Here is a 23,689-nt window from a genome sequence, read left to right on the forward strand (position 1 = left end):
CATCAGCCGCGTGTGCCGGACCTGACTTGGTGCAGCAGCCTCACGATGACCTCCTGCACCTGTGCACCCACCCGCTCCGGCTCCGGCGAGCTGGCGATCTCGGTGGCCGCGCTTGACAGCGCACCGAACAGCAGCCTCGAGGTGATCTCCACCGGCACGTCCACGACGTCGCCCGCGTCGATGAGGTCCTGCAGCCCAGCACGGATCAGGCCGAAGCTGTAGCGGTCCTCGGCCTGCCGCCACCGCTGCCAGCCCATCACCACCGGCGCCTCGTGTATCGCGATGCGCTGGTAGGCCGGGTCGAGGCAACTGTTGACGAACTCGCGCAGGCCTTCCAGCGCGCGTTCCCACGGCGGCTGCGAGCCGCGCAGAATCTTTTCCAGGCGACCTTTCACCTCGGTCTCCACCGCGTCGAACGCGGCTTCGAAAATGGCCTGCTTACCACTGAAGTGGTGATACAGCGCACCTTTCGTCACCCTGGCACGCCTGGCAATCTCGTCGAGTGAGGTGCCGGCGTAGCCACGTTTGGTGAACAGCTCCACGGCACTCCTGACCAGCGCCGACCGGGTGGATTCCGAATAGCTCTCTCGCCTGGACCTCATTGTCGCCACGCTCACAACCTTACGCCCGCGCATCGGCTCCATACCGGTGGTATGTTGATCGTGTCAGGTCCGTACCGGGAGTATGCCGGAAACCGACGGTATGACCCGGCTCACGGAAGGGGATCAGGCCATGAGCTGGAACGACTTCTACCGCAGGCGAGACGTCATGGACGCCGTCCTCAAGCAGGCACGGCGCGACCCACGGGCACCGTTGCCATTCGCCGGGATCAACGGCGCCGAGCAGGCCTTCGACAGCGAGGAGGAACTGCTACTGGCCTTGCACTACCGCTGGATGCAGGCGCTGAGCGGGCACCTGCGGGCGGCTGTCGCGGGGCCGGAGGACACCGCCGACGTGCCGGGCGGCTGGGAGCGCGACCACGTCGAGGCGGTGTCCAAGGCATGGCGGGCGGCCGTTCGCGAACACCCGACGTTGCATGCCGTTCTCGACGCCAACGTCGAGCGATACCCTGCGCTGCGCCCCGCACACGAGGGCGAGCTTCGCATGCTCGCTCTCACGGCGGGGCTCGCGGACCCGGGCGAACCACGCGACGAGGTGGCACGCATCGGCGGCACCCTGGTGGCGCTGCTACGTAGCAAGGGCGCGAGCCCGACCAGGAGTTCCAACCCGGTGAGCGAATGGTTGCGCAGGCTGGCGCCGACCGGATGACGCTGGGGTAGCGGTGCGCGCACGAAGCCGCACACTGTGTTGGCGTGGTGCCAGCAGTTGTAGTTAGCTGTGCGCCATGGCCGAATCGAGCGGGTGGAGCGAGTCCGACATACCCGATCAGACGGGCCGCACCGCGCTCGTCACCGGCGCCAACTCCGGGCTGGGGCTGCGTACCGCCAGGGTGCTCGCCGCAGCGGGTGCCCACGTGCTGCTCGGCTGCCGGTCGACGCGGCGGGGTGAGCGCGCGCTGCACGAGGTCTCAATCCTGGCTCGGACCAAGCCAACACTGGTGACTCTGGACCTCGCAGACCTGGCGAGTGTGCGCAAGGCGGTCGCGAACGTGCGGGAACTCACCGGCGACGCGCTCGACATCCTCGTCAACAACGCCGGGGTGATGGGGACGCCGAAGGGAACCACCGTCGACGGGTTCGAGACCCAGTTCGGCACCAACTACGTCGGGCACGCGGCACTCACCTGGTTGCTCATGCCCGCCCTCCGCGGAGGCACCGACGCCAGGGTGGTCACGGTGTCCAGCCGCTCGGCGATCGCGGCCCGGCTCAACCTCGACGACCCGAACTTCACACGGCGCAGGTACAACGCCGCTACCGCCTACGCGCAGGCAAAGCTGGCCGAGGAAGTGTTCGCCATGGAACTGGACCGGCGGTTGCGCGCGCACGGCGAGCCGGTGTCGAGCCTGGCCGCCCATCCCGGTTACGCGGCGACCGGGCTAGCGCAGGGCATGGCACGCTCCTACCCAAACCGGACGGTGCGTCGCGCCGTCGAAGCAGCGGGGCGGGTGGCCGCACTCTTCGGCCAGAGCATCCGGCTGGGCGCGCTGCCGCAGCTGTACGCCGCGACAGCACCCGGTGTCAGCGGTGGCGACTACTACGGCCCTCGTGGCCTCGCCGGGTTGTGGGGACGGCCAGGGCCCGCACGGCCGACCCGCGCGGCGCTGGACCCCTCGCTTGGTGCGCGGCTGTGGGAACTCACCGCGCGATTGACCGGGATCACGCCCGATCCCGCGTAGTCGTGTGGGACCACGCCACGGGCGTACCCTGAGGCCGTGACTGTGGTGCCGGAAGGCAGGAAGCTGCTGCGACTCGAGGTCCGCAACAGCCAGACGCCGATCGAGAAGAAGCCGTCGTGGATCAGGACACGCGCGCGAATGGGCCCGGAGTACACCGAACTGAAGGGCCTGGTTCGGCGCGAGGGGCTGCACACCGTGTGCGAAGAGGCGGGCTGCCCCAACATCTACGAGTGTTGGGAGGACAGGGAGGCCACCTTCCTCATCGGAGGTGACCAGTGCACGCGCCGGTGCGACTTCTGCCAGATCGACACGGGCAGGCCCGCCGAACTGGACACCGACGAGCCTCGCCGGGTGGCGGAGAGCGTGCAGGCCATGGGGCTGCGGTACTCGACGGTCACCGGGGTGGCCCGCGACGACCTGCCCGACGGCGGCGCGTGGCTGTACGCCGAGACCGTGCGGCAGATCCACGCGATGAACCCGGGCACCGGCGTCGAGCTGCTGATTCCCGACTTCAACGCCGACGACGAGCAACTCGCCGAGGTGTTCGGCTCGCGGCCCGAGGTGCTCGCGCACAACATCGAGACGGTGCCGCGCATCTTCCGCCGCATCCGGCCGGGTTTCCGCTACGAGCGTTCGCTCGAAGTGATCTCGCGGGCGAGGCAGGCGGGGCTGGTCACGAAGTCGAACCTGATCCTCGGGATGGGTGAGCGGCCCGACGAGGTCGAGCCCGCGATGCGTGACCTGGTGCGGGCAGGCTGCGAGATCCTCACCATCACCCAGTACCTGCGGCCCTCCGTCCGACACCACCCGGTGGACCGCTGGGTCAAGCCGGAGGAGTTCGTCGAGCACACCAGGGCCGCGGAGGCGCTCGGCTTCGCCGGGGTCATGGCCGGTCCGCTGGTGCGCTCCTCCTACCGTGCGGGCAAGCTCTATGCCCAGACCAAGCAGCACCGAGGCGAACCGCTGCCGGACAATCTCCAGCACCTGGCCGCCGCCGCGCCCGCCGCGCAGGAGGCCAGCAGCGTCCTCGCCCGGCAACGATGAACGGGGAGCGTGGATGATCCCCGGGACAACCCTGAGATCGGGTGAACCCGAAGAGCGCTAATGTCGTCGTAGTGGTGACAGCGTCGCGGGGGGAACGCGCCGCGGGACGACACACAAGGGGACGCCGGTGGTAACCGATCTGCTCGACTGGCTGCAGAGCCAGCCTCAACCCGCGCTCGTCGGAGCCACCGGACTACTCGTGTTGCTCGAGTGCACCATCGGGCTCGGGTTCATCGCGCCGGGCGAGTCCGGCCTGCTGGTGGCCGCCACCACCGCGACGACCGCACCCCGATTCCTGACCCTGTGGGTCGTCGTCACCGCCTGCGCGGGCATCGGCGACTCCATCGGGTACGCGATCGGTAGGAGATACGGGCCACGCCTGCGCGAGACCAGGCTCGTCCAACGTTACGGCACCGACGCCTGGGACAAGGCGACCCGGTTCCTGCAGCGACGCGGCGCGTGGGCGGTGTTCTTCGCCCGGTTCCTTCCGGTGGTACGGACGCTGACCCCGGCGGCGGCAGGCACGTCGGGGCTGCCCTACCGCAAGTTCCTCCCCGCCGTCGTCTCCGGCGCGGCGGCCTGGTCGTTGCTGCACATCAGCCTTGGAGCCGCGCTCGGCGAAGCGGCGAGGCGAGTGGAGGGCGTGCTCAGCACCGGCGGCATGATCGTGGTCGGCGCACTCGCGGCCGTGGCCGTGGTCGCGCTCGTTCGGTACAAGCGCAGGAAGCTCGCCGCTCGGCTGGCAGCCCAGCCGAGCGGCGAGCCTGTCGCCCGTCAGGACTGAGATCCCGAGATCCCCGTACCTGACTCAGCGCGTGGCCGAGAGGTAGCGGCGCGCGACGTTGTCGTGTTGCGAAGCGCCGGCCCGCCAGTCGGCGATCCACGGGCCGGTCCCCTCGCTCGGGTCGAGCACGCCTGCCTCCAGCCAGCTGTACCGGCCGTCGAGCACCGCCTTGGCCAGTCGCCTGTCGCCGGAGTCGGTGTTGTACCACAGCTCGTCGAACAGCCGAGCGATCCGCAGTCGCGATTGCTCGCAGAACGCGTCGGCGAGTTCGTAGGCCGACGCACCGCGCTCGGCATCGTCCTCGCGCTCCATCTCGGCGCGTACGCAGCTGGCCGACATCGCGAACAACTCCGCACCGATATCGACGATCCTGGCGAGGAACGCCTGCCGTTTCTCCAGCCCGGCCTGCCAGCGGGCCATGCCATAGAACGTCGACCGCGCCAGTTTCCTTGCCGTGCGTTCGACGAACCGAAGATGCCCGGCCAGCGGCCCGAACTCCCGAAACGACGTCGGTAACTGGCCCTTGCCCGCAACGAGTTGCGGCAGCCAGCGCGCGTAGAACCCGCTGGCCTTGGCCGCGGCGGTCGCCTTGCTGCGAAGGTCGGCCTCGGCATCGGCGAGGTCACCCGCCGCGCCGAGGTGCGCGTCAACCGCCTCCCTCGCGATGAGCAGGTGCATGATCTCCGTCGAACCCTCGAAGATCCGGTTGATCCGCAGGTCCCGGAGCAACTGCTCGGCGGGTACCGCGCGCTCCCCGCGTGCGGCCAGCGACTCCGCCGTCTCGTAACCGCGGCCACCACGGATCTGCACCAGCTCGTCGGCGATCAACCAGGCCATCTCACTTGCCCACAGCTTCGCCAGCGCGGCCTCGATGCGGATGTCGTTCCTGCCCTCGTCGGCCATGTGCGCCGAGAGATCCACCACGGCCTCCAACGCGTACGTCGTGGCCGCGATGAAGGAAATCTTTCGCGCTACGGCCTCGTGGTCGCCGACGGGCTTGCCCCACTGCACCCGTTCCGCAGACCACTGCCTTGCGATCTTGAGCGCCCACTTGCCCGCGCCAGCGCAGGAGGCGGGCACGGACAACCTTCCCGTGTTCAGCGTCGCCAGCGCGATCCGCAGTCCCTTGCCCTCGCCGCCGACGACGTTCTCCTTGGGCACCCGCACCTTGTGGAAGCGGGTGACGCCGTTCTCGATGCCGCGCAGTCCCATGAACGCGTTGCGCCGCTCCACGGTGATACCCGGCGAGTCCGCCTCGACGATGAAGGCCGTGACACCGCCGGGGTGCCCCTCGCTCTTGGGCACCCTCGCCATGACCACCAGCAACTCGGCGACAACGCCGTTGGTGGTCCACAGTTTCACACCGTCGAGTTCGTAGGCCTTCCCGTCGGAGGTGGGCGTCGCCAATGTCGCCAGTCTGGCCGGATCGGAGCCCACGTCCGGTTCGGTGAGCAGGAACGCCGACACCGCACCCTTGGCGCAGCGCGGCAGGTACTTCTCCTTCTGCTCCGGCGTGCCTGCCAGCTTCAACGGCTCCGGTACGCCGATGGACTGGTGTGCCGACAGCAGCACGCTCAGGGTCGAGTGCACCGACCCGACCAGCATGAGCGCCTGGTTGTACGCCACCTGGGTCAGTCCGAGCCCACCGTAGGGCTCGGGGATCTTGATGCCGAAGCAACCGAGTTCGGCCAGGCCCTTGACGTAGGTGTCAGGAATGCGGGCCTCCCGCTCGATCACCGCGGGGTCGAGGGTTTCGCAGTACTCCCGCAGCCTGGTGAGGAACCGCTCGGCTTTCGCGGCCTCCTCCGAACTGGGCCTCGGGTGCGGGTGGACGAGATCCATCCGGAAGCGGCCGAGGTACAGCTCCTTGGCGAACGAGGGCTTCTGCCAGCCGCTCTCCCTCGCCTCCTCGGCGACCGCCCTGGCTTGCTTCTCCGTGACCTGCGTGTGGTCGGTCATCGGTCCTCCTCGCCGTCGGCAGCTCATCGCATGTGACCAGTGTTACTCAGCGGTAGCGGATCCGAAACCCGGAGAACGAATGGACAACCTGCCCCATCGGGGGAGGCATCATTGAAGGCATGGCCGGTGCCGAGGAGTTTCAGCAGGCAAGGCGCCTGCTCGCGGCCGCATGCCGCATCGTTGTCATGACAGGAGCCGGGGTGTCCACGGAATCCGGTATCCCGACTTTCGCGGCCCCAACGGGGTCTGGACGCGTGACCCCGGCGCGGAGCGGCGCTCCGACATCAACTCCTACCTCAACGACAGGCAGGTACGGGAGCAGACCTGGCGCGCGCGGGTGGAACATCCCGGCTGGCAAGCCCACCCCAACCCGGCCCACACCGCGTTGGTGGACCTGGAACGGTCCGGCAAGCTGTCGTCGATCATCACCCAGAACATCGACGGGCTGCATCAGAAGGCTGGCTCGGACCCGGCTCGGGTTATCGAACTGCACGGCACGATGTTCGAGACCGTGTGCCTGAGCTGCTCCGATCGACGCGACATGCGCCGCGCGCTCGACCGGGTGCGGGCGGGCGAGACCGACCCGCCGTGTGAGGTCTGCGGTGGCATTCTGAAGTCGGCCACCGTCTCCTTCGGTCAGTCGCTCGACCCGCTGGTCCTGGACAAGGCACGGGTGGAGGCGGTGTTCTGCGATGTGCTGCTCGTGGCAGGCAGTTCCCTCACCGTGCAACCGGCGGCAGGCCTCGTCGGTCTCGCCGCCAGTTCAGGGGCGAGCGTCGTGGTGTGCAACGCCTCCGAAACGCCCTACGACGACGCGGCGGCAGCGGTGCTGCGTGGCCCGCTCGGCGAGGTGTTACCCGACCTGGTCGGCAGCGTGAGGCCGGACTGAACCGGGTGGAACCCCGGCCCCTACCTTCCGGGGCCCACCCGGGTTGGAGCCCTCCGCATCACGTCCCCGCTCGATCCCCCGCGGTCGCCGACAACGCTGCAGAAAGGTCACTCAGGGCACTTGGCCGAGCCGGTGTCAGCGGCCCCGCCGTGGCCACTCCGCGCGGCGAATGACCTCGTAGCAGGCTCTCCTAACGTCTACCCGCTCGCAGTGGGTACTGCCAGATGGCGCAATAAGTTCGAGAGCCAACCTCACTCGAATGGCCGAGCTTCGGTGACGTCGTGTGATCGCGGGGTGAGATGCCGGTGCGGGTTGCGCTGTGCGTCCAGCACCGCGAGAGCCAACGCGACCAGCAGCAACGCCACCGCACATAGCAGCGCGAGCGACAACGCGAGCGGATAGTTGCCGCCGTCATCGGTCACGACCGCATGGAACACGGAGGCGAGCGCGGCCACACCCACCGCGGTGCCGAGCCGCTGCCCCGTCTGCAACGCACCTCCGGCGGCCCCGGCCATGCGTGTCGGCACCCTGTCGAGCGTCAGCGTGGTGTTCGGTGAGACCACCATGCCTCCCCCGACACCGGCGGCCAGCAAGGGGCCCGCCGTGGCAAAACCGGTCACCGAGGCGGTCACCTGCGGCACGATCAGGGCGACGATGCCGAGCCCGGCCGCCACCAGCGACAACCCCGCGACCGTCAGCCTGCGGCCCCAGCGGTCGACGAGTCTGCCCGCCACCGTGGCCGAAACCGCCGCGCCGAGCGCGAACGGTGTGACGGCCAGCCCGGACTGCAGCGGGGTGTAGCCAAGCCCGTGCTGGAAGAACAGCGCGAACACCAGCCAGATGCCCGCGAAACCGGAGAAGTAGACGGTCGCGATGGCCGCACCCGTGGCGTAGCCAGGAGTGCGGGTGAACAGCCGCAGGTCCAACAACGGGGAACCGCGCCTCACCAGCACCCGCCGTTCCCAGCGCACGAACGCGAACCCGAACCCGACCGCGAGCGGAAGCAGCCACCAAAGCTGCCGAAGCCCGTCCTGCTCGAAGCGCACCAACGGCAGCAGCACCGCCAGCACCGCCGCACCGAGCAGCACGATGCCCCCCATGTCCAGCCGCGAACGCAGCGGCACAGCCTGCCGTGGCGCCCGAGGCAGCAGCCGTGCGGCGAGCACCAGCGCCAACACCCCGATCGGGACATTGACGTAGAACACCCAGCGCCAGCCGTTCTCCACCCCGAACGCCGCGATGATCAAGCCGCCGAGGATGGGGCCGAGTGCGGTGGAGATGGCCACAGTGGTGCCGAAGATGCCGAACGCCCTGCCCCGCTCGGCGCCGTGGAACAGTTCCTGGATCAGTCCGGTGTTCTGCGGGGTGAGCAGTCCGGCGGCCACGCCCTGCGCAAGCCGCGCCGCCACCAGCATCAACTCACTCGTCGCCGCCCCCGCTGTGGCGCTGGTGACCACGAACGCCGACAGTGCGACGAGGAACATTCGCCGCCGTCCCAGCGCATCACCCAGCCTGCCGCCTGACACCAGCACGAGGCCGAACGTGAGGGCGTACCCGGACACCACCCACTGCACGCCAGCCTCTGACGCCTCGAGGCCGCGCTGGATCGACGGCAGCGCGACGTTCACGATGCTGACGTCCAGCAAGGACATGAACCCCGCGGCCAGGGTGACGGCGAGGGAGCGCCAGCGGCGTGGATCTGGCTCGGATGGTTCGGACGCCACCCCCTCCACGCTATTGCGGGGTGCGCTCAGCTGCTCGCCGTGATCCCCGGGATGCCTTTCAGCTCACCCATCAACATGGACGTGACCTTGACCGGGTAGTCGTACAGCGCGAACACCGTTTCGCGGTTCGTTCCGAGCAGCTTCAACCGCACCGGGGTGTCGCCACGGTGTGCCTGAAGCGTCTGTTTGAGCTCGGTCACGACACCGTGGGTGATCTTCTCCGCCGAGGCGAGCAACACCAGCGGCGGTTCCTCGTCGCCGTCGGTGACGTCGCTGAGGTCCAGTGGCACGAGTCCGGCGCCGAAGACCGACATCTTCTCCTCACGCCAGTTGACCCTGCCCTTGACCACCACTGCGTTGTCCTCCACCAGGTCGGCCGCGAACAACGCGTAGGACTTCGGGAAGAACAGCACCTCCAGTGCGGCGTCCATGTCCTCGATCGTGCAGATCGCCCAGGGCTCGCCCCTCTTGTTGACCCGCCGCTCCATCGACGTGATGAGGCCCGCGACCTCGATCTCGCCCTCCTTCGGCGGGTCGGCCAGGATCGCGGCGATCGGACGCTTGGCGTGCTTGCGCAGGATGCGCTCGGCGCCGTCCAGCGGGTGCGCCGAGACGTACAGGCCGAGCATCTCGCGTTCGTAGGCGAGCAGTTGCTTGCGCGGGTACTCCTCTTCGTCGAACCGCAGGTGCGCCAGCGGGGAGGACGACGACGCCTGAGCACTGTCGTCACCGCCGCCGAAGAGGTCGAACTGCCCCATCGCCTCCTGCCGCTTCAGCGGCACGACGGCTTCCACCGCCTCCTCGTGCACCCGAACCATGGCCAGCCGGGAATTGCCGAGCGAGTCGAACGCACCGGCCTTGATCAGCGACTCGATCACCCGCTTGTTGCAGACCACCAGCTCGGACTTGTCGAGGAAGTCGGTAAAGGAGGAGTACTTACCCTTCGACTCGCGCGTGGCGATGATCGAGTCCACCACGTTGGCGCCGACATTGCGCACGGCACCCAGACCGAACCGGATGTCGTCGCCGACCGCGGCGAACCGCTGGCCCGACTCGTTGACGTCCGGTGGCAGCACCCTGATACCGAGCCTGCGGCACTCGGACAGGTACACCGCCGACTTGTCCTTGTTGTCGCCCACGGAGGTGAGCAGCGCGGCCATGTACTCGGCCGGGTAGTTCGCCTTGAGGTAGGCCGTCCAGTACGCGATCAGTCCGTATCCCGCCGCGTGGCTCTTGTTGAACGCGTATCCCGCGAAAGGCAGGATCGTGTCCCACAGCGCCTGGATCGCCTCGTCGGAGAAGCCGCCGGGAACGAGTTCGCTGCTTCGCATCCCTTCCCGGAAGCCCTCGAACTCCTTCTCCAGCACCTCCTTCTTCTTCTTGCCCATCGCCCGCCGCAGCACATCGGCGCGACCCATCGAGTAGCCCGCGACCTTCTGGGCGATCTGCATGATCTGCTCCTGATAGACGATCAGGCCGTAGGTCTCGGCCAGGATGTCTTTCAGGGGCAGCTCGAGCTGTGGATGGATCGGCTTGATCTGCTGCCGCCCGTTCTTGCGGTCGGCGTAGTCGTTGTGGGCGTTCATGCCCATCGGTCCCGGCCGGTACAGGGCGAGCACCGCGACGATGTCGTCGAAGCCGGTCGGCTGCATCCTGCGCAGCAGGTCGCGCATGGCACCGCCGTCGAGCTGGAACACGCCGAGCGTGTCGCCTCGCCCGAGCAGCTTGTAAGCGTCGGGGTCGTCCAGTCCGAGCCGGTCGAGGTCGATCTGTTCACCGCGGTTGGCCTTGACGTTGTCGATGGCGTCACCGATCACCGTCAGGTTGCGCAGTCCGAGGAAGTCCATCTTCAACAGGCCGATGGCCTCACAGGACGGGTAGTCCCAACCGGTGATCACGGCCCCGTCGTCGCGCTGCCACAACGGAATGGCGTCCAGCAACGGCTCGCTGGACATGATGACCGCGCAGGCGTGCACACCGGCGTTGCGGATCAGTCCCTCGAGACCGCGGGCGGTATCGAAGATCGTCTTGACCTCCGGGTCGCTCTCCACGAGCGAGCGCACTTCCGCGGCCTCGGGGTAGCGCTCGTGCTCGGGGTCGACGATGCCCGCGAGCGGGATGTCCTTGGCCATGATCGGCGGCGGTAGTGCCTTGGAGATCCGGTCCGCGATCGCGTAGCCGGGCTGGCCGAAGTGCACCCTGGCCGCGTCCTTGATCGCGGCCTTCGTCTTGATGGTGCCGAACGTGATCACCTGGGCCACCCGGTCGGCGCCGTACTTCTCGGTGGCGTAGCGCACCATCTCGCCGCGCCTGCGGTCATCGAAGTCGATGTCGATGTCGGGCATCGACTCCCGCTCGGGGTTGAGGAACCGCTCGAACAGCAGCTTCTGTGGGATCGGGTCCAGGTTCGTGATACCGAGCGCATAGGCGACCAACGATCCGGCCGCCGAACCACGACCCGGCCCGACCCGGATACCGACCTGACGCGCGTAGTTGATGAGGTCCGCGACCACCAGGAAGTAGGACGGGAAGCCCTTCGCGGCGATCACCTGCAACTCGAACTCGGCGCGCTCGTGGTAGCCGTCGGGAACCCCGTCGGGGAAGCGCCACCGCAGGCCCTTCATCACCTCGTGGTGCAGCCAGCTCGCCTCGGTGTGTCCCTGCGGCACCTCGAACTTCGGCATCCGGTCGCGGTGGGCGTACACCTCCTCGTAGGACTGCACCCGCTCGGCGATCAGCAGGGTCGCGTCGGCCGCGCCGGGGACCTCCGTGTCCCAGTACTCGCGCATCTCGGCTGCGGACTTGAGGTAGTAGCCGTCGCCGTCGAACTTGAACCGGTTGGGGTCGGACAGGGTCTTGCCCGACTGCACGCACAACAGCGCCGAGTGCGAGTCGGCCTGGTCCTTGGTGACGTAGTGGGAGTCGTTGGTCGCCAGTGGGCGAAGACCGAGCTCCCTTCCGATCTCAAGCAGGCCCTCGCGCACCGACCGCTCGATCGGCAGCCCGTGGTCCATCAACTCGAGGAAGAAGTTGTCCTTGCCGAAGATGTCGCGGTAATCGGCGGCCGCCCGCAGTGCCTCGGCCTTCTGCCCCAGCCGCAACCGGGTCTGCACCTCGCCGGAGGGACAGCCGGTGGTGGCGATGATGCCCTCGGCGTTCTCGGCGATCAGCTCCCTGTCCATCCTTGGTTTGCGGTAGTAGCCCTGCATGCTGGCCAGCGACGAGAGCTTGAAGAGGTTGCGCAGCCCGGTGGCGTTCTCCGCCAGCATCGTCATGTGCGTGTAGGCGCCACCGCCGGAGACGTCGCCACCCTCACCGAACTCGTCGGCACCTCGCTGGCTGCTCTGCCCCCAGAACACCGGCTTCTTGTGGAACCGGCTCTCCGGTGCGACGTAGGCCTCGATCCCGATGATCGGCTTGATGCCCGCCTTGCGCGCCTGCTGGTAGAACTCGTCGGCGCCATACATGTTGCCGTGGTCGGTCATCCCCACCGCGGGCATTCGCAGCCTCGACGCCTCGCCGAACAGGGGAGCGATCTTCGCCGCACCGTCGAGCATCGAGTACTCGGTGTGGACGTGCAGGTGGACGAAGGAATCGTTCGACACCAGCGAGAACCTCCCATTGAACGACATGAGCGCACGATGCGGCGCGAACCTCAGACTGCATACCCTAGACCGCGCCCGCGACAGAAACGCGGAGACTGGCCGCGCACGGCGGCAGGCGGAATCGCGGGGGCTGGAGTGGCGGACAAGGTGCACATGATCGGCGACACCGTGACGACATCGAGACCCTCAGGGGTGCTGCCTCACCTGATGCACCTTCTGACGTCGTCAACCGCTTCGAGCAATGGTTCACTGCACCCATGACACGAGACGAGGCCCTCACCCTTCGCTACGCCGCTGGCTCCGACGTCGGTCAGCGGCGCAGTGAGAACGAGGACTCCGCCTATGCGACCGCGCACCTGCTCGCCGTGGCCGACGGCATGGGCGGCCACGCGGCGGGCGAGGTGGCGAGCGCTCTCGCGATCGCCGCGATGGAAGCTCTCGACAACCGGCTCGCGGAGACGGGGCGAGCCGATGTCGACCTCGTGGAGGAACTGGCCGCCGGGGTGGCCGACGCCGCCGAGCGGCTCGACCGGCGTGTGGCCGAGGACCCCGCACTCACCGGGATGGGCACTACGCTGACCGCGATGCTGTGGGCGTACCCCAGCTTCGCGCTGGCCCACGTCGGTGACTCCCGTGGCTACCTGTTCAGAGACGGCGAGCTCACACAGCTCACCAGGGATCACACGATGGTTCAGACCCTCGTGGATCAGGGCAGGATGCCCGCCGAACTGGCCGCGCGTCACCCGAGCAGGTCCGTGCTGGTTCGGGCACTGATGGCGGGCTCCCCGGGTGAGCCCGACCTTTCGCTACATACCGCGCGGCCCGGTGACAAGTACCTACTGTGCTCCGACGGGCTCACGGACGTGGCGACGGCCGAGGACCTGAGTACGGTCCTCGGCCGCGCGGCCGACCCCGAGGAGGCCGTTCACCAGCTGATCGATTTGGCCAACGAAGGCGGCGGACCGGACAACATCACCTGTGTGGTGGCCGAGGTCAGCTCACCCTCGTCGTGACGGCCGGCCTGCCTCGGCCGGTGCCATGTGGTCTCCCATTGGCGGCTCAATGGGCGGTACCCCTTCGCCACAGCCGCCGGTGCGCCCCGCCACGCTCCGAACCACGCGACTCCTCGGTGGGCTCGGTGGGCTGGGTCCCCACGTGCTCGACCACCTTGCGTGCGGGCATCACCGCGATGAGCAGTCCGGCGATCGCGGTACCGAAGTGCAGCCACGTGTCGGCGGTGTCGATGGCCAGCGGGTTGCCGAGACCGCTCACCGGGTTGCTGGTGAACACGCCGGTAATCGCCAGCCCCCACACGAAGAGCAGGCCGAAGGCCACGAACAGCACCCAGCCGTAGGTGCGCGCCAGTCCGGAGTTCAGCGCCATGAGCACACCCAGCAAGCCGACGCCGAGGTGGACCACGTTGTGCAGCGGGTTGACCGAGAAGATCCACATCGTGCTGTGCGTGCTGGCGGTGAAGTCGCCGAAACCGCTGATCACCAGGCCGATGATGCCCAATGCCAGGTAGATCAGACCAACCAGACCGGCAACGACCTGTACGGGCTGCAATCCGCGCACGCTCACGCGGGTCTCAGTCGGGGAACGTGTCATGACCGCCTCCTCATGGGTGTGCTAGGCGACACATCCTTTCGGGTACCCGTGGTGACCAGCGCGGAAACCGCGTCACCGTCACTGGCCACAAGGCTTGGTGCCCGATCGGCGGCATCGAGCCGGTGCGTTTCCTCGCACGGCAAGAGCGTCCAACCGAACACAGGCGAGCAGCGGTTCGCCTCAGCGAAGTCCCGTTGGCGTGATCAACGCGATGACGGTTCGCGGCTGGCGTAGGCATCGCCGGTGCCAGCGGCGTGCTCGGGCCGCTGAGCCACCTCGGACCGGATTCGCCAGGCAGTCCAGGCGAGGTAGCCGAAACCGACCAGGATGGAAAGCCGTTGAAACAGTCCCGCGGGCGCGGGCGACCAGACACCCGCGTAATCCAAGCCGTTCACCGCTCCCGCCGCCATCCACAGCGCCACCACCGCGGCAGCCGCGGTCCAGCCGATCCAGCGGGTGAAGCGCCGCAACAGCACTACCACAGCCGCCGCGATGGCGGCGAAAGCGATCGGCCCGACGATGTCGTGCAGGAGGCCGTGCCAGGTCCGCTCGGTGGAGACGCCGGCCGGTGAGTATGTGCCCGGATCGATCACAAACACCCCCGCCAGGACAAAGGCCACCCCGGCGGCCATGACCCATCTGGGTGCCCAGACCGCACCCGTTCCGCGGGTGAGAGTGCCGCGCAGGGCGAGGCCGTACAGCGCGAGAAGCAGTCCAGTGGCAGGAAGTTCACGATCTGGATCCAACCACGTTCGGACAAGGCCAGCTCACTGATCCAGTTGCGCATGGGGTCATAACCGGGTCTGAGCACGCCCTCGACCAACCAGATCAGAGTGAACAGGGCTGGCCCCGCGACTCCTGTCCACCACAGCTTTTCCGGTCTCATCCAACATCCCCTTTTCCTGCATTATGCAGATAATGTGTTGTGCAGAGTATGACGCACTCAGATAGATGCATGTCAACCCCTGCCGCCAAGCCAAGATGGATGCATGTCGACCCCTGACCGCGAAGCCCTGCTCAAGCACCTGCAGCACGAACTGACCCAGACCATCGCCGACGGCGTACTGCTCCAACAGGCGGTGGCCGACCGCCTGGGCCTGAGCCTTGGCGACTTCAAGTGCCTGACCGCCGTGAGCGAGACCGAGGAGGTGACCGCGGGCGACCTGGCCACGCGAACCGGACTGACCACCGGAGCCGTCACCCGCATGATCGACCGGCTGGAACGAGGGGGTTGGGTCAGGCGCGAACACGACCGCCAGGACCGGCGACGGGTGCTCGTGCGTGCCGTGCCTGAACGGTTGGCACAGATCGAGCCGCTGTTCACCGGAATGCAGCACGCTTGGGCACAGGCGCTGGCCGAGTACGACGACAAGCAGATCCAGATGCTGCTCACGCTGTTCACGCGGATGCGCGCCGTGGCACGCCAACAAGCGAACCAGATCCGGGCGACCACCGGGTGATCCGCCGCAACGGCAACCGATCACGACAACCCTCGCGACCTTGATCCACAGGTATCGACCGTTCGTCGTCCGCGTCGACCGGTGAGCACATCGAGCGGCGAAGGGACAGGCTGGTGGCCGCACCCGCGTTCGACCTCGGTCTCAACCCACAGCGTCACGCCGTGAAGTGCGGGATCAACCTACGGAAAGGAAGCTGCCGCTGCCTTCCGTTGCCACGATGGACTCTGATTGAGCGTCCGCACCGACACCAGTTCCTGAACACGCCCTAAGCTCGTTGTCCGTGGCTCTCGGCGTGTGCCTGCTCTTCGACGGCGGGTCCGAGCGAGCTCTGCGCAGGTTGTGGCTCCGGCTGGAGTCGCAGGGTGTGCCAACGCTGCACTCCCACACCCACGGGCAGCACCATCCGCATGTGTCCTACGTGGTGCTGCTGGACTACGACGTCGAGGCGGTGCGCGCCGCGGTGGACGCGCTCGCCGACCGGGGCGGCTTCGATCTCACCTTCGACGCCATCGCGGCGTTTCGCCGTGGCAGGGTGGCTCTCGTGCCCGCCGTGCCCGCTGATCTGGTGCCACGGCAACAGCAGGTGGTACAGGCCGTGCGTGGCACCGGCGCGGTGGTGCACCGGCATTACGAGATCGGGCGATGGCTGCCGCATTCCTCGCTGGCGACGAGGGCAACGACACAGCAACTGCCGCTGGTCGCCGCTGCCGCCTACGAGGTGCTGCCGCTGACCGTCCGGGTGAACAGAGCGGCCTTGATCGACAGTTCCACCGCGAGACTGTGGCCGCTGGCCACGCTGCCCTGACGCGGCGAACCGGCGCACCGAACCGGCACTGCCCCAGCTATTCGACCTGGTGGAGGGTAGCTTGCCAGGTGTCACACGCCGCCACCGTCTTGCCGTGGTAGCCGCGCATCGCCCACCGCCGCTGTGTCCGGCTGGAGCCGTGGGTTTCGCTGTCGACCCAGTTGCGGAAGTCGTCGACGGCCGCTTCCGCGAGATCGACACTGACCGCCCCGCTACCCGAGGCGCTGCCAAGGAACATTCCGGCGAAGCAGTTGGCCTGCAACTCCACGCGCCTGCCCAGTTCCTTGTCCTGCGGACTATCCGGCTCGACCCTTGCGAGCCTGCGGTTAACAGCCGCCAGAATCCCGCTGAGATGCTGGACGTGGTGACCGTACTCGTGGGCGAGGGTGGCCACGTGCGCTTCCCGCGCCAGGCCGAACGCGGCGAGCGTGCGGTCCCTTGGCAGATAGATGGTCATGTCCTTGTCGCAGTAGAGCCCCGTGGCCTCCTCCTGCGGCGGAAGCGCTCCGCACGCGGTACGAGGTTCGTCGACGATGCGCACCCGCACCGGTTCGAAAGGAACTCCCGCCCGATCCAGCGCGGGCTTCCACGCCGCGTCCAGACAGCGCAACTGCGCCCGGTAGTAGGCGCGCAGCGCTGGGCGCCCCGCTCCCAGCCTTGGGAGGTCACACGTGACCTTGCCCAGGCTTACCCCTGCCGTCAGCAACGCCGAGTCCTGCGGCTGTGCCGCGGGCCTCGCCGATGTTCGGGCAGCGGCGGGTGCGTCGCCGACCGCGCGGTCGAAGGTGGGCACCACCAGCACAAGCGTGGCCACCAGTAGCAGCGCGGCACCGACGGGCAGAGCCCACCGCCACCCACGGTCAGCACGCGGCGGGTGAGGCCGCTGCGGGTCGTCGTCGCCTTCCCACAACGTCAGCGGCAGGTCCTCGATGTACGGCCGGCCGGCTTCGATGTCGCTCGCCGGCCGGCCGGCATCGTCGCCCGCAGTGTCCACAGCAACCTTCTGGATCAGTGTCGTCTACCGGCAACGAGAATAATCCGGGAACGCGACCGGCAAGGTCACGAATGGGGAACGTAGTCGGCAAGGTCGGCTTGGCGACTACCGGGCCGAAGTAACGCTCGGTGGGCGCAGCAGGGTTCGAACCTGCGACCCCCTGCTTGTAGAAATCGTGGGTCCAGCGGTGTGCTCGTACTTCGTTCTTGCGCGTCGCAATGTAAGCGAAGGGCCCACAATTATCGGGTCGTTGAACGATCACGTGCCCGCAGGATGGTCAGGCTGTTCACATGTGTGCGTGCCGGCCGTAGCGTTGCCGGGCGGCTTCGCCCGAGGTGCCGACGATCGCGCCGATCGCGGCCCACGAGTAGCCGGCGTCACGGGCTGCGGTCACGGCGTCGAGAAGGTCGCGCTCGGCCTGGGCACGCTTTGCCATGGCCTTGCGCATCGCGGCCAGAGGCGCGGGGTCTCGGCGATCAGCCGGGTCCGGCTCGTGATCTTCGAACCTGCGGGCAAGCTCGTCCTGCTGGTTGAGGATCTCTTGCAGCGTGCGTGGCATCGTCTCACCTCCTGAGGTATTTCCTTCGCGCGAGCATGCAGTGCACGATCACAGGCCCTTCGTCGCTGTCGACGAGACCGACTTCCAGCAGCCGCGCCGAGTTGCTCGGGCCGATGAGCATGGTCACGTCGTCGTCCTGCTCCCATACGTCGACGGCGTTGCGCCAGGCGTGCAGGATGTCCTCCTCGGAGATCCCATGCTTGTGAGCGCTGGGCAGGATTACCGGCTCGGACCACACAATGCCAAGTTACCTTGCCATCGTTTGCCAAGTTACCTTGCCGCCAGCTCGATCGCAAGTTAACTTGCAAGCCGCGATGCGTTACATGAGAAGTCGAGTGTTCGGTGGGCGCAGCAGGGTTCGAACCTGCGACCCCCTGCTTGTAAGGCAGGTGCTCTTCCGCTGAGCTATGCGCCCGGCGGCGGCGCCCCGCAGCAGGGGCACCGCCGAGAAGTCACGTCAGGTCGGCGACGGCCTTCTTCCACGCCTGCTGGTCGCGGGGCTCACCAGGCGCGTTGACCTCGGCGAACCGCACGATGCCCTCGGTGTCGACCAGAAACGTCCCGCGAACGGCAAGCCCCGCGTCGGCGTTGAACACACCGTACGCCTTCGCGACCTCGCCGTGCGGCCAGAAGTCCGACAGCAGCGGGAACTGGTAGCCCTGCTGCTCCGCCCACGCCTTCAACGAGAACGGCGTGTCCACCGAGATGCCAAGGACCTGCACGTTCTCGCTTTCGTAGTCGGCGAACTCGTCCCTGAGCTGGCACAGCTCACCCTGGCAGATGCCGCTGAAGGCGAACGGGTAGAACACGAGTAGGACCGGCTGCTGCCCGCGGAACGAGGACAGTGTGACTTCTTGCTTGTTGTAGTCGTTGAGCGTGAAGTCCGGGGCCTGCTGCCCCACCTCGACCGCCATAGACGCGTTTCCTTCCACTCCGGTGGTGCGGCAACGAAAGATCAGGTGCGCCGCATAACCCTATCGTGGTGGTGGGCGCGTGAGCACGCGCCCACCTGGGCGTCAACGACGTGATTTCGACCTCGGAACCAGGCGGGTGCCGGTCCAGCCCTCACCGACGCTGAGGTTGGAGGTCTGCGAAAGCCCCACGGTCGGCACCGCCTCGGCGATCTCGCTCGGCTCGACGTGCCCGGGCTGCCCCGTCTTGGGGGTCAGCACCCAGATGACGCCGTTCTCCTCCAGCGGAGCGCGAGCATCCACCAGAGCGTCACCCAGGTCTCCGTCGCCGTCCCGCCACCAGAGCAGTACCACGTCGATAACCTCGTCCGCGTCCTCGTCAAGCAGCTCACCTTCGATGTGCTCCTCGATGGCCGCTCGGACCTCCTCGTCGACGTCCTCGTCCCAGCCCAGCTCCTGGACCACCATGTCCGGCTTGATCCCGAGCCTCTCGGCGACGCTGTTCTGGTCAGCGTCTCCCGCGGCGACCACGACAGTCACTCCTCCAACTACAATTGTGTGCGGCGCGTCACTGGCGTGACAGCCGCACGTCTCGTACACGGATGGGGCTAGCGAACACTGGCGCGGCGCACGACGCAACCGTCCACACCGGATCGACCGCAACTCGTGTCCCGCAGCGTAGGAGCGTAGTGCCGACACCGCGACCGGTACCGGCCCGACTCCTTGCCGTGGACGCCGCGCACAGGGTGCGCTGAACTAGGCTGGCAGTGTAGCTCCACCTGCGGCTTCAGCAGCGAGAACGCGACGAAGAGAGCCTCGCGACGTTACCACTGAGTAGTGGTGACGGAAGCCGTTTTTGCGACGACGATGGCAGATGAACCACTAGATACCCGAAGTGAGACGAGAACCGGCGAGGAGATCCCTTGGCCCCCGACAACCACAGGACCGGCCGCGACGGTGCCGCTGGTCAGGGAGCGCCAGCGCGTGTCCGTGTCATCCGTGACGGACTGGCGGCACACCTTCCCGACATCGACCCGGAGGAGACCGCGGAATGGCTGGACTCCTTCGATGCGGCGCTGGCGAGAGGTGGTCGGCAGCGCGCGAGGTACCTCATGCTCAGGGTGCTGGAGCGCGCGCGCGAACGTAACGTCGGCGTCCCCCCGCTGACGGCGACCGACTACGTCAACACCATCCCCACCGAGAACGAACCGTGGTTCCCAGGTGATGAGGAGATCGAACGTCGCTACCGTGCGTACATCCGGTGGAACGCGGCGATCATGGTGCACCGGGCGCAGCGTCCCGGGGTCGGCGTCGGCGGCCACATCTCCACCTACGCATCCTCGGCGGCGTTGTACGAGGTTGGCTTCAACCACTTCTTCCGAGGCAAGAACCATTCCGGCGGCGGCGACCAGGTCTTCATCCAGGGCCACGCCTCCCCCGGCATCTACGCGCGAGCCTTCCTCGAGGGCAGGCTCACCGCCGACCAGCTCGACGGCTTCCGGCAGGAGTACTCGCACGCGGGCGAGGGCGGCGGGCTGCCTTCGTACCCGCACCCCAGGCTGATGTCCGACTTCTGGGAGTACCCCACCGTTTCGATGGGCCTCGGCCCGATGAACGCGATCTTCCAGGCCCGGTTCAACCGGTACCTGCACGCCAGAGGCATCAAGGACACCAGTGACCAGCACGTGTGGGCGTTCCTGGGTGACGGCGAGATGGACGAGCCGGAATCGCGCGGCCTCATTCACGTGGCCTCCGGCGAGGGCCTGGACAACCTCACGTTCGTCATCAACTGCAACCTGCAGCGACTGGACGGCCCGGTGCGAGGCAACGGCAAGATCATCCAGGAGCTGGAGGCCTACTTCCGCGGCGCGGGCTGGAACGTGATCAAGGTCATCTGGGGTCGCGAGTGGGACGCGCTGCTGCACGCCGACCGCGACGGCGCACTGGTGAACCTGATGAACACCACGCCGGACGGCGACTTCCAGACGTACAAGGCCAATGACGGCGCGTACGTGCGTGAACACTTCTTCGGGCGCGACCCACGCACCAAGGACCTCGTCAAGGATCTCTCCGACGCCGACATCTGGAACCTCAAGCGCGGTGGGCACGACTACCGCAAGGTCTACGCGGCCTACAAGGCGGCGCTGGAACAGCACGGGCAGCCGACCGTGATCCTCGCCCACACGATCAAGGGCTACGGTCTCGGTCCCGCGTTCGAGGGCCGTAACGCCACCCACCAGATGAAGAAGCTGACGCTGGACGACCTCAAACTGTTCCGCGACGCCCAGCGCATCCCCATCAGCGACCGGGAACTGGAGCGGGACCCGAAGCTACCGCCGTACTACCACCCCGGTGAGCAATCACCGGAGATCGAGTACATGCTCGGCCGCCGCAAGGCGCTCGGCGGTTTCCTGCCGCAGCGCCGAGGCAACGCGGCCAAGCCGCTGGTACTTCCGGGCGACAAGGTCTACGAGGCCATCCGCAAGGGCTCCGGCAAGCAGGAAGTGGCCACCACGATGGCGTTCGTGCGGCTGGTGCGTGAGTTGGCCAAGGACCCCGAGATCGGGCACCGGCTGGTGCCGATCATCCCGGACGAGGCACGCACGTTCGGCCTCGACTCGATGTTCCCCACCGCCAAGATCTACAACCCGCACGGGCAGACCTACACCTCCGTCGACGCGCAGCTCATGTTGGCCTACAAGGAGTCCGAGCAGGGCCAGCTGCTGCACGAGGGGATCGACGAGGCCGGCTCCACGGCATCGTTCACCGCCGCGGGCACGTCCTACGCCACGCACGGTGAGCCGATGATCCCGATCTACATCTTCTACTCGATGTTCGGGTTCCAGCGCACCGGCGACGGGCTGTACGCGGCGGCGGACCAGATGACCCGCGGCTTCGTGCTAGGGGCCACCGCTGGCCGCACCACGCTCACCGGTGAGGGACTACAGCACGCCGACGGCCACTCGTTACTGCTGGCGGCCACGAATCCGGCGGTGGTTTCCTACGACCCGGCGTGGTCGTTCGAGATCGCCCACATCGTGCGCGACGGGCTGCGCCGGATGTACGGCGAGGGCGGACCCGACGGCAACGGGGAGAACGTCTACTACTACATCACCGTCTACAACGAGCCCTACCAGCAGCCTGCCGAGCCGGAGGACCTCGATGTGGACGCGCTGCTGAAGGGTCTCTACCGGTACCGCTCAGCGCCCGACGGCGACGGGCCGAGGGCCCAGATCCTCGCTTCCGGTGTCGCCATGCCGGAAGCGCTTCGCGCACAGGAGATGCTGGCGCAGGAGTGGAACGTCCGCGCCGACATCTGGTCGGCGACCTCATGGAACGAGTTGCGCCGCGAGGCGGTGGAGGTGGACCGCGACAACTTCCTCTACCCGGCGGACACTCCGAGGGTGCCGTTCGTGACCAGGATGTTGCAGGACGCCGAGGGACCCATCGTCGCCGTGTCGGACTGGATGCGTGCCGTTCCCGACCTGATCCGCCCGTGGGTACCCACCGACATGCTCACACTGGGCACGGACGGGTTCGGCTTCTCCGACACCCGGCCCGCCGCCCGCAGGTACTTCCTCGTCGACGCGGAATCGATCACGGTCGGAGTGCTCGCGATGCTCTCCAGGCGCGGGCAGCTCGCTCAGGAGTCGGTTGTCGAGGCCGCACGCAGGTACCAGATCCATGACGTCACCGCCGCCGGACCGCAACTGTCGGACTCCGGCGTCGCTTGAGGTGGATTCCGCAGCGGCCCGTCGCCCTTCTCGGCGGCGGGCCGCTCGTGTCATAAGGAGGCATCCCTTGTCGAAACGCCGCCTGCCACGACCCACCGAGCTGGCGCAACTGCTGCGTCCGAAGCCGATCGTGTTGAACCCGACCGACCGCAGGCTCGCGGGGGCACACACGATCGCCGACCTGCGAACCGTCGCCAGAAGCCGCACACCCAGGGCGGTGTTCGACTACACCGACGGTGCGGCGGAACTCGAGGACAGCTTGCGCAGGGCGCGGCAGGCGTACCGCGCGGTCGAGTTCCGCCCGAACGTGTTGCGTGGTGTGTCCGATGTAGACACCAGCGTGGAGGTGCTCGGCACCCGTAGCGAGCTGCCGTTCGCGTTCGCGCCCACCGGATTCACTCGCATGATGCACCACGAGGGCGAGCGCGCCGTCGCCCGCGTCGCCCAGCGCAGCGGAATCCCGTACTCGCTGTCCACCATGGGAACGACCTCGATCGAGGACGTAGCTGCCGCCGCACCGCAGGCCAGGAAATGGTTCCAGCTCTACGTGTGGCGCGACCACGGCGCGGGTGCCGAACTGATGCGGCGGGCGTGGGAGTCGGGTTACGACACGCTGATGTTGACGGTGGACACCCCGGTCGGCGGCTCGCGCCTGCGTGACCTCCGCAACGGGCTGACCATCCCTCCTGCGTTGACACTGCGTACCTTCGTCGACGGAGCCGTGCACCCGACATGGTGGCTGAACCTGCTCACCACCGAACCGCTGGCGTTCGCTTCTCTGAAGACGTGGGGCGGCACCGTCGAAGAGCTGATCAACAGGATCTTCGATCCCACCCTCGACTACGACGATCTCGCCTGGGTGCGCGAGAAGTGGCCTGGCAAACTCGTCGTCAAGGGCATACAGAATCCAGTCGACGCGCGTGATGTGGTCAAGGCGGGCGCGCAGGCCGTGTTGCTTTCCAACCATGGCGGGCGGCAGCTGGACAGGGCGCCAACACCCCTGGAGTTGTTGCGGCCGACCCTGGACCTCGTCGGAGGGGACGCCGAGGTGTGGATCGACACCGGCATTCTCAGCGGTGGCGACATCGTGGCGGCCACGGCCATGGGCGCTGATCTTTGCCTGATCGGCAGGGCCTATCTGTACGGGTTGATGGCGGGAGGGGAGCGCGGAGTGCAGCGCGCCGTGGACATCCTGCGCGCCGAGATCGTGCGGACGATGCAGCTACTCGGCGTGCGCACCATCGCAGACCTGAACAGTTCTCACGCCACGCTCCGGTGAGCCACGAACGGGTGAGAACACTGGCGCCCCATGATCTC

19 protein-coding genes, 1 tRNA gene and 2 pseudogenes are annotated in these 23,689 nt (G+C 67.6%); 10 read left to right on the plus strand and 12 right to left on the minus strand.

Annotation, left to right across the window (positions count from 1 at the left end):
- Window positions 1–2: 2 nt before the first annotated feature.
- On the minus strand, window positions 3–602 hold the full coding sequence (locus FHU38_RS19085) for a TetR/AcrR family transcriptional regulator (RefSeq protein ID WP_167173341.1): 600 nt from the start codon (window positions 600–602) through the stop codon (window positions 3–5).
- Window positions 603–732: 130 nt separating this feature from the next.
- On the opposite strand from FHU38_RS19085, the gene FHU38_RS19090 reads away from it, so the two are divergent.
- From FHU38_RS19090 to FHU38_RS19105, 4 genes are all read left to right on the plus strand, one after another.
- Window positions 733–1,269 (plus strand): hypothetical protein, encoded by a 537-nt coding sequence (locus FHU38_RS19090; protein ID WP_243852297.1) that lies wholly within the window; start codon window positions 733–735, stop codon window positions 1,267–1,269.
- A gap of 76 nt (window positions 1,270–1,345) precedes the next feature.
- Window positions 1,346–2,296 (plus strand): oxidoreductase, encoded by a 951-nt coding sequence (locus FHU38_RS19095; RefSeq protein ID WP_167173345.1) that lies wholly within the window; start codon window positions 1,346–1,348, stop codon window positions 2,294–2,296.
- A 36-nt stretch (window positions 2,297–2,332) separates the two neighbouring features.
- Window positions 2,333–3,340: a lipoyl synthase gene (gene lipA / locus FHU38_RS19100; protein ID WP_167173347.1), complete on the plus strand. Its 1,008-nt coding sequence runs from the start codon at window positions 2,333–2,335 to the stop codon at window positions 3,338–3,340.
- Window positions 3,341–3,467: 127 nt separating this feature from the next.
- Window positions 3,468–4,124 (plus strand): DedA family protein, encoded by a 657-nt coding sequence (locus FHU38_RS19105; protein ID WP_167173349.1) that lies wholly within the window; start codon window positions 3,468–3,470, stop codon window positions 4,122–4,124.
- A gap of 24 nt (window positions 4,125–4,148) precedes the next feature.
- Here the strand turns inward: FHU38_RS19105 and FHU38_RS19110 are convergent, their stop codons facing one another.
- A complete protein-coding gene (locus FHU38_RS19110; RefSeq protein WP_167173352.1) occupies window positions 4,149–6,083 on the minus strand; it encodes an acyl-CoA dehydrogenase family protein in 1,935 nt (644 codons plus the stop codon).
- Window positions 6,084–6,202: 119 nt separating this feature from the next.
- Here FHU38_RS19110 and FHU38_RS19115 point away from each other — a divergent pair.
- A pseudogene (locus tag FHU38_RS19115) lies at window positions 6,203–6,972 on the plus strand (SIR2 family NAD-dependent protein deacylase).
- 251 nt (window positions 6,973–7,223) lie between these two features.
- On the opposite strand, the gene FHU38_RS19120 reads toward FHU38_RS19115, so the two are convergent.
- Complete coding sequence (locus tag FHU38_RS19120; protein WP_167173354.1) at window positions 7,224–8,696, minus strand: MFS transporter; 1,473 nt, start codon at window positions 8,694–8,696, stop codon at window positions 7,224–7,226.
- 26 nt (window positions 8,697–8,722) lie between these two features.
- Window positions 8,723–12,301, minus strand: a complete 3,579-nt coding sequence (dnaE, locus tag FHU38_RS19125) for a DNA polymerase III subunit alpha (protein ID WP_167176295.1) — start codon at window positions 12,299–12,301, stop codon at window positions 8,723–8,725.
- A 257-nt stretch (window positions 12,302–12,558) separates the two neighbouring features.
- Here dnaE and FHU38_RS19130 point away from each other — a divergent pair, with 257 nt between their 5' ends.
- Window positions 12,559–13,314, plus strand: a complete 756-nt coding sequence (locus FHU38_RS19130) for a PP2C family protein-serine/threonine phosphatase (RefSeq protein ID WP_167173356.1) — start codon at window positions 12,559–12,561, stop codon at window positions 13,312–13,314.
- Window positions 13,315–13,360: 46 nt separating this feature from the next.
- Here the strand turns inward: FHU38_RS19130 and FHU38_RS19135 are convergent, their stop codons facing one another.
- Both FHU38_RS19135 and FHU38_RS19140 read right to left on the minus strand, forming a co-directional pair.
- Entirely contained in the window at window positions 13,361–13,909 is a 549-nt protein-coding gene (locus FHU38_RS19135; protein WP_167173358.1) for a DUF4383 domain-containing protein, read from the minus strand.
- Between the two features lie 203 nt (window positions 13,910–14,112).
- A pseudogene (locus FHU38_RS19140) lies at window positions 14,113–14,795 on the minus strand (DUF998 domain-containing protein).
- A gap of 103 nt (window positions 14,796–14,898) precedes the next feature.
- Between FHU38_RS19140 and FHU38_RS19150 the strand changes: the two are divergent.
- The gene (locus FHU38_RS19150; protein ID WP_167173362.1) at window positions 14,899–15,369 is read left to right on the plus strand and encodes a MarR family winged helix-turn-helix transcriptional regulator; all 471 of its coding nucleotides are present in this window, start codon (window positions 14,899–14,901) and stop codon (window positions 15,367–15,369) included.
- Between the two features lie 280 nt (window positions 15,370–15,649).
- Window positions 15,650–16,174 (plus strand): 2'-5' RNA ligase family protein, encoded by a 525-nt coding sequence (locus FHU38_RS19155; RefSeq protein ID WP_167173365.1) that lies wholly within the window; start codon window positions 15,650–15,652, stop codon window positions 16,172–16,174.
- Between the two features lie 37 nt (window positions 16,175–16,211).
- On the opposite strand, the gene FHU38_RS19160 is transcribed toward FHU38_RS19155, so the two are convergent.
- From FHU38_RS19160 to FHU38_RS19185, 6 genes are all read right to left on the minus strand, one after another.
- A complete protein-coding gene (locus FHU38_RS19160; RefSeq protein ID WP_167173367.1) occupies window positions 16,212–17,168 on the minus strand; it encodes a neutral zinc metallopeptidase in 957 nt (318 codons plus the stop codon).
- A 286-nt stretch (window positions 17,169–17,454) separates the two neighbouring features.
- Entirely contained in the window at window positions 17,455–17,727 is a 273-nt protein-coding gene (locus FHU38_RS19165) for a hypothetical protein (RefSeq protein WP_167173369.1), read from the minus strand.
- Between the two features lie 4 nt (window positions 17,728–17,731).
- Entirely contained in the window at window positions 17,732–17,965 is a 234-nt protein-coding gene (locus tag FHU38_RS19170) for a hypothetical protein (RefSeq protein ID WP_167173371.1), read from the minus strand.
- 105 nt (window positions 17,966–18,070) lie between these two features.
- Window positions 18,071–18,142 (minus strand) — tRNA-Val (locus FHU38_RS19175).
- A 37-nt stretch (window positions 18,143–18,179) separates the two neighbouring features.
- Entirely contained in the window at window positions 18,180–18,641 is a 462-nt protein-coding gene (locus FHU38_RS19180; RefSeq protein WP_167173373.1) for a peroxiredoxin, read from the minus strand.
- A gap of 102 nt (window positions 18,642–18,743) precedes the next feature.
- A complete protein-coding gene (locus FHU38_RS19185) occupies window positions 18,744–19,169 on the minus strand; it encodes a DUF3052 domain-containing protein (protein ID WP_167176297.1) in 426 nt (141 codons plus the stop codon).
- Between the two features lie 392 nt (window positions 19,170–19,561).
- Here FHU38_RS19185 and aceE point away from each other — a divergent pair, with 392 nt between their 5' ends.
- Window positions 19,562–22,372 carry a pyruvate dehydrogenase (acetyl-transferring), homodimeric type gene (gene aceE, locus FHU38_RS19190; RefSeq protein ID WP_167173376.1) on the plus strand — a complete coding sequence of 937 codons (2,811 nt, stop codon included), beginning with the start codon at window positions 19,562–19,564 and terminating at the stop codon, window positions 22,370–22,372.
- 67 nt (window positions 22,373–22,439) lie between these two features.
- Window positions 22,440–23,651: an alpha-hydroxy acid oxidase gene (locus tag FHU38_RS19195; protein ID WP_167173378.1), complete on the plus strand. Its 1,212-nt coding sequence runs from the start codon at window positions 22,440–22,442 to the stop codon at window positions 23,649–23,651.
- The last annotated feature ends 38 nt before the right edge of the window (window positions 23,652–23,689 follow it).

This window comes from Saccharomonospora amisosensis (genome assembly GCF_011761185.1).
In the GTDB taxonomy this organism is placed as follows: Bacteria; Actinomycetota; Actinomycetes; order Mycobacteriales; family Pseudonocardiaceae; genus Saccharomonospora_A; species Saccharomonospora_A amisosensis.

Bases quoted from the DNA above. Each gene is read 5' to 3' on its own strand.
- FHU38_RS19085 (WP_167173341.1), bottom strand. From the start codon at position 602: ATGAGGTCCAGGCGAGAGAGCTATTCGGAATCCACCCGGTCGGCGCTG.
- FHU38_RS19090 (WP_243852297.1), top strand. From the start codon at position 733: ATGAGCTGGAACGACTTCTACCGCAGGCGAGACGTCATGGACGCCGTC.
- FHU38_RS19095 (WP_167173345.1), top strand. From the start codon at position 1,346: ATGGCCGAATCGAGCGGGTGGAGCGAGTCCGACATACCCGATCAGACG.
- FHU38_RS19110 (WP_167173352.1), bottom strand. From the start codon at position 6,083: ATGACCGACCACACGCAGGTCACGGAGAAGCAAGCCAGGGCGGTCGCC.
- FHU38_RS19130 (WP_167173356.1), top strand. From the start codon at position 12,559: ATGACACGAGACGAGGCCCTCACCCTTCGCTACGCCGCTGGCTCCGAC.
- FHU38_RS19135 (WP_167173358.1), bottom strand. From the start codon at position 13,909: ATGACACGTTCCCCGACTGAGACCCGCGTGAGCGTGCGCGGATTGCAG.
- FHU38_RS19150 (WP_167173362.1), top strand. From the start codon at position 14,899: ATGTCGACCCCTGACCGCGAAGCCCTGCTCAAGCACCTGCAGCACGAA.
- FHU38_RS19165 (WP_167173369.1), bottom strand. From the start codon at position 17,727: ATGCCACGCACGCTGCAAGAGATCCTCAACCAGCAGGACGAGCTTGCC.
- FHU38_RS19180 (WP_167173373.1), bottom strand. From the start codon at position 18,641: ATGGCGGTCGAGGTGGGGCAGCAGGCCCCGGACTTCACGCTCAACGAC.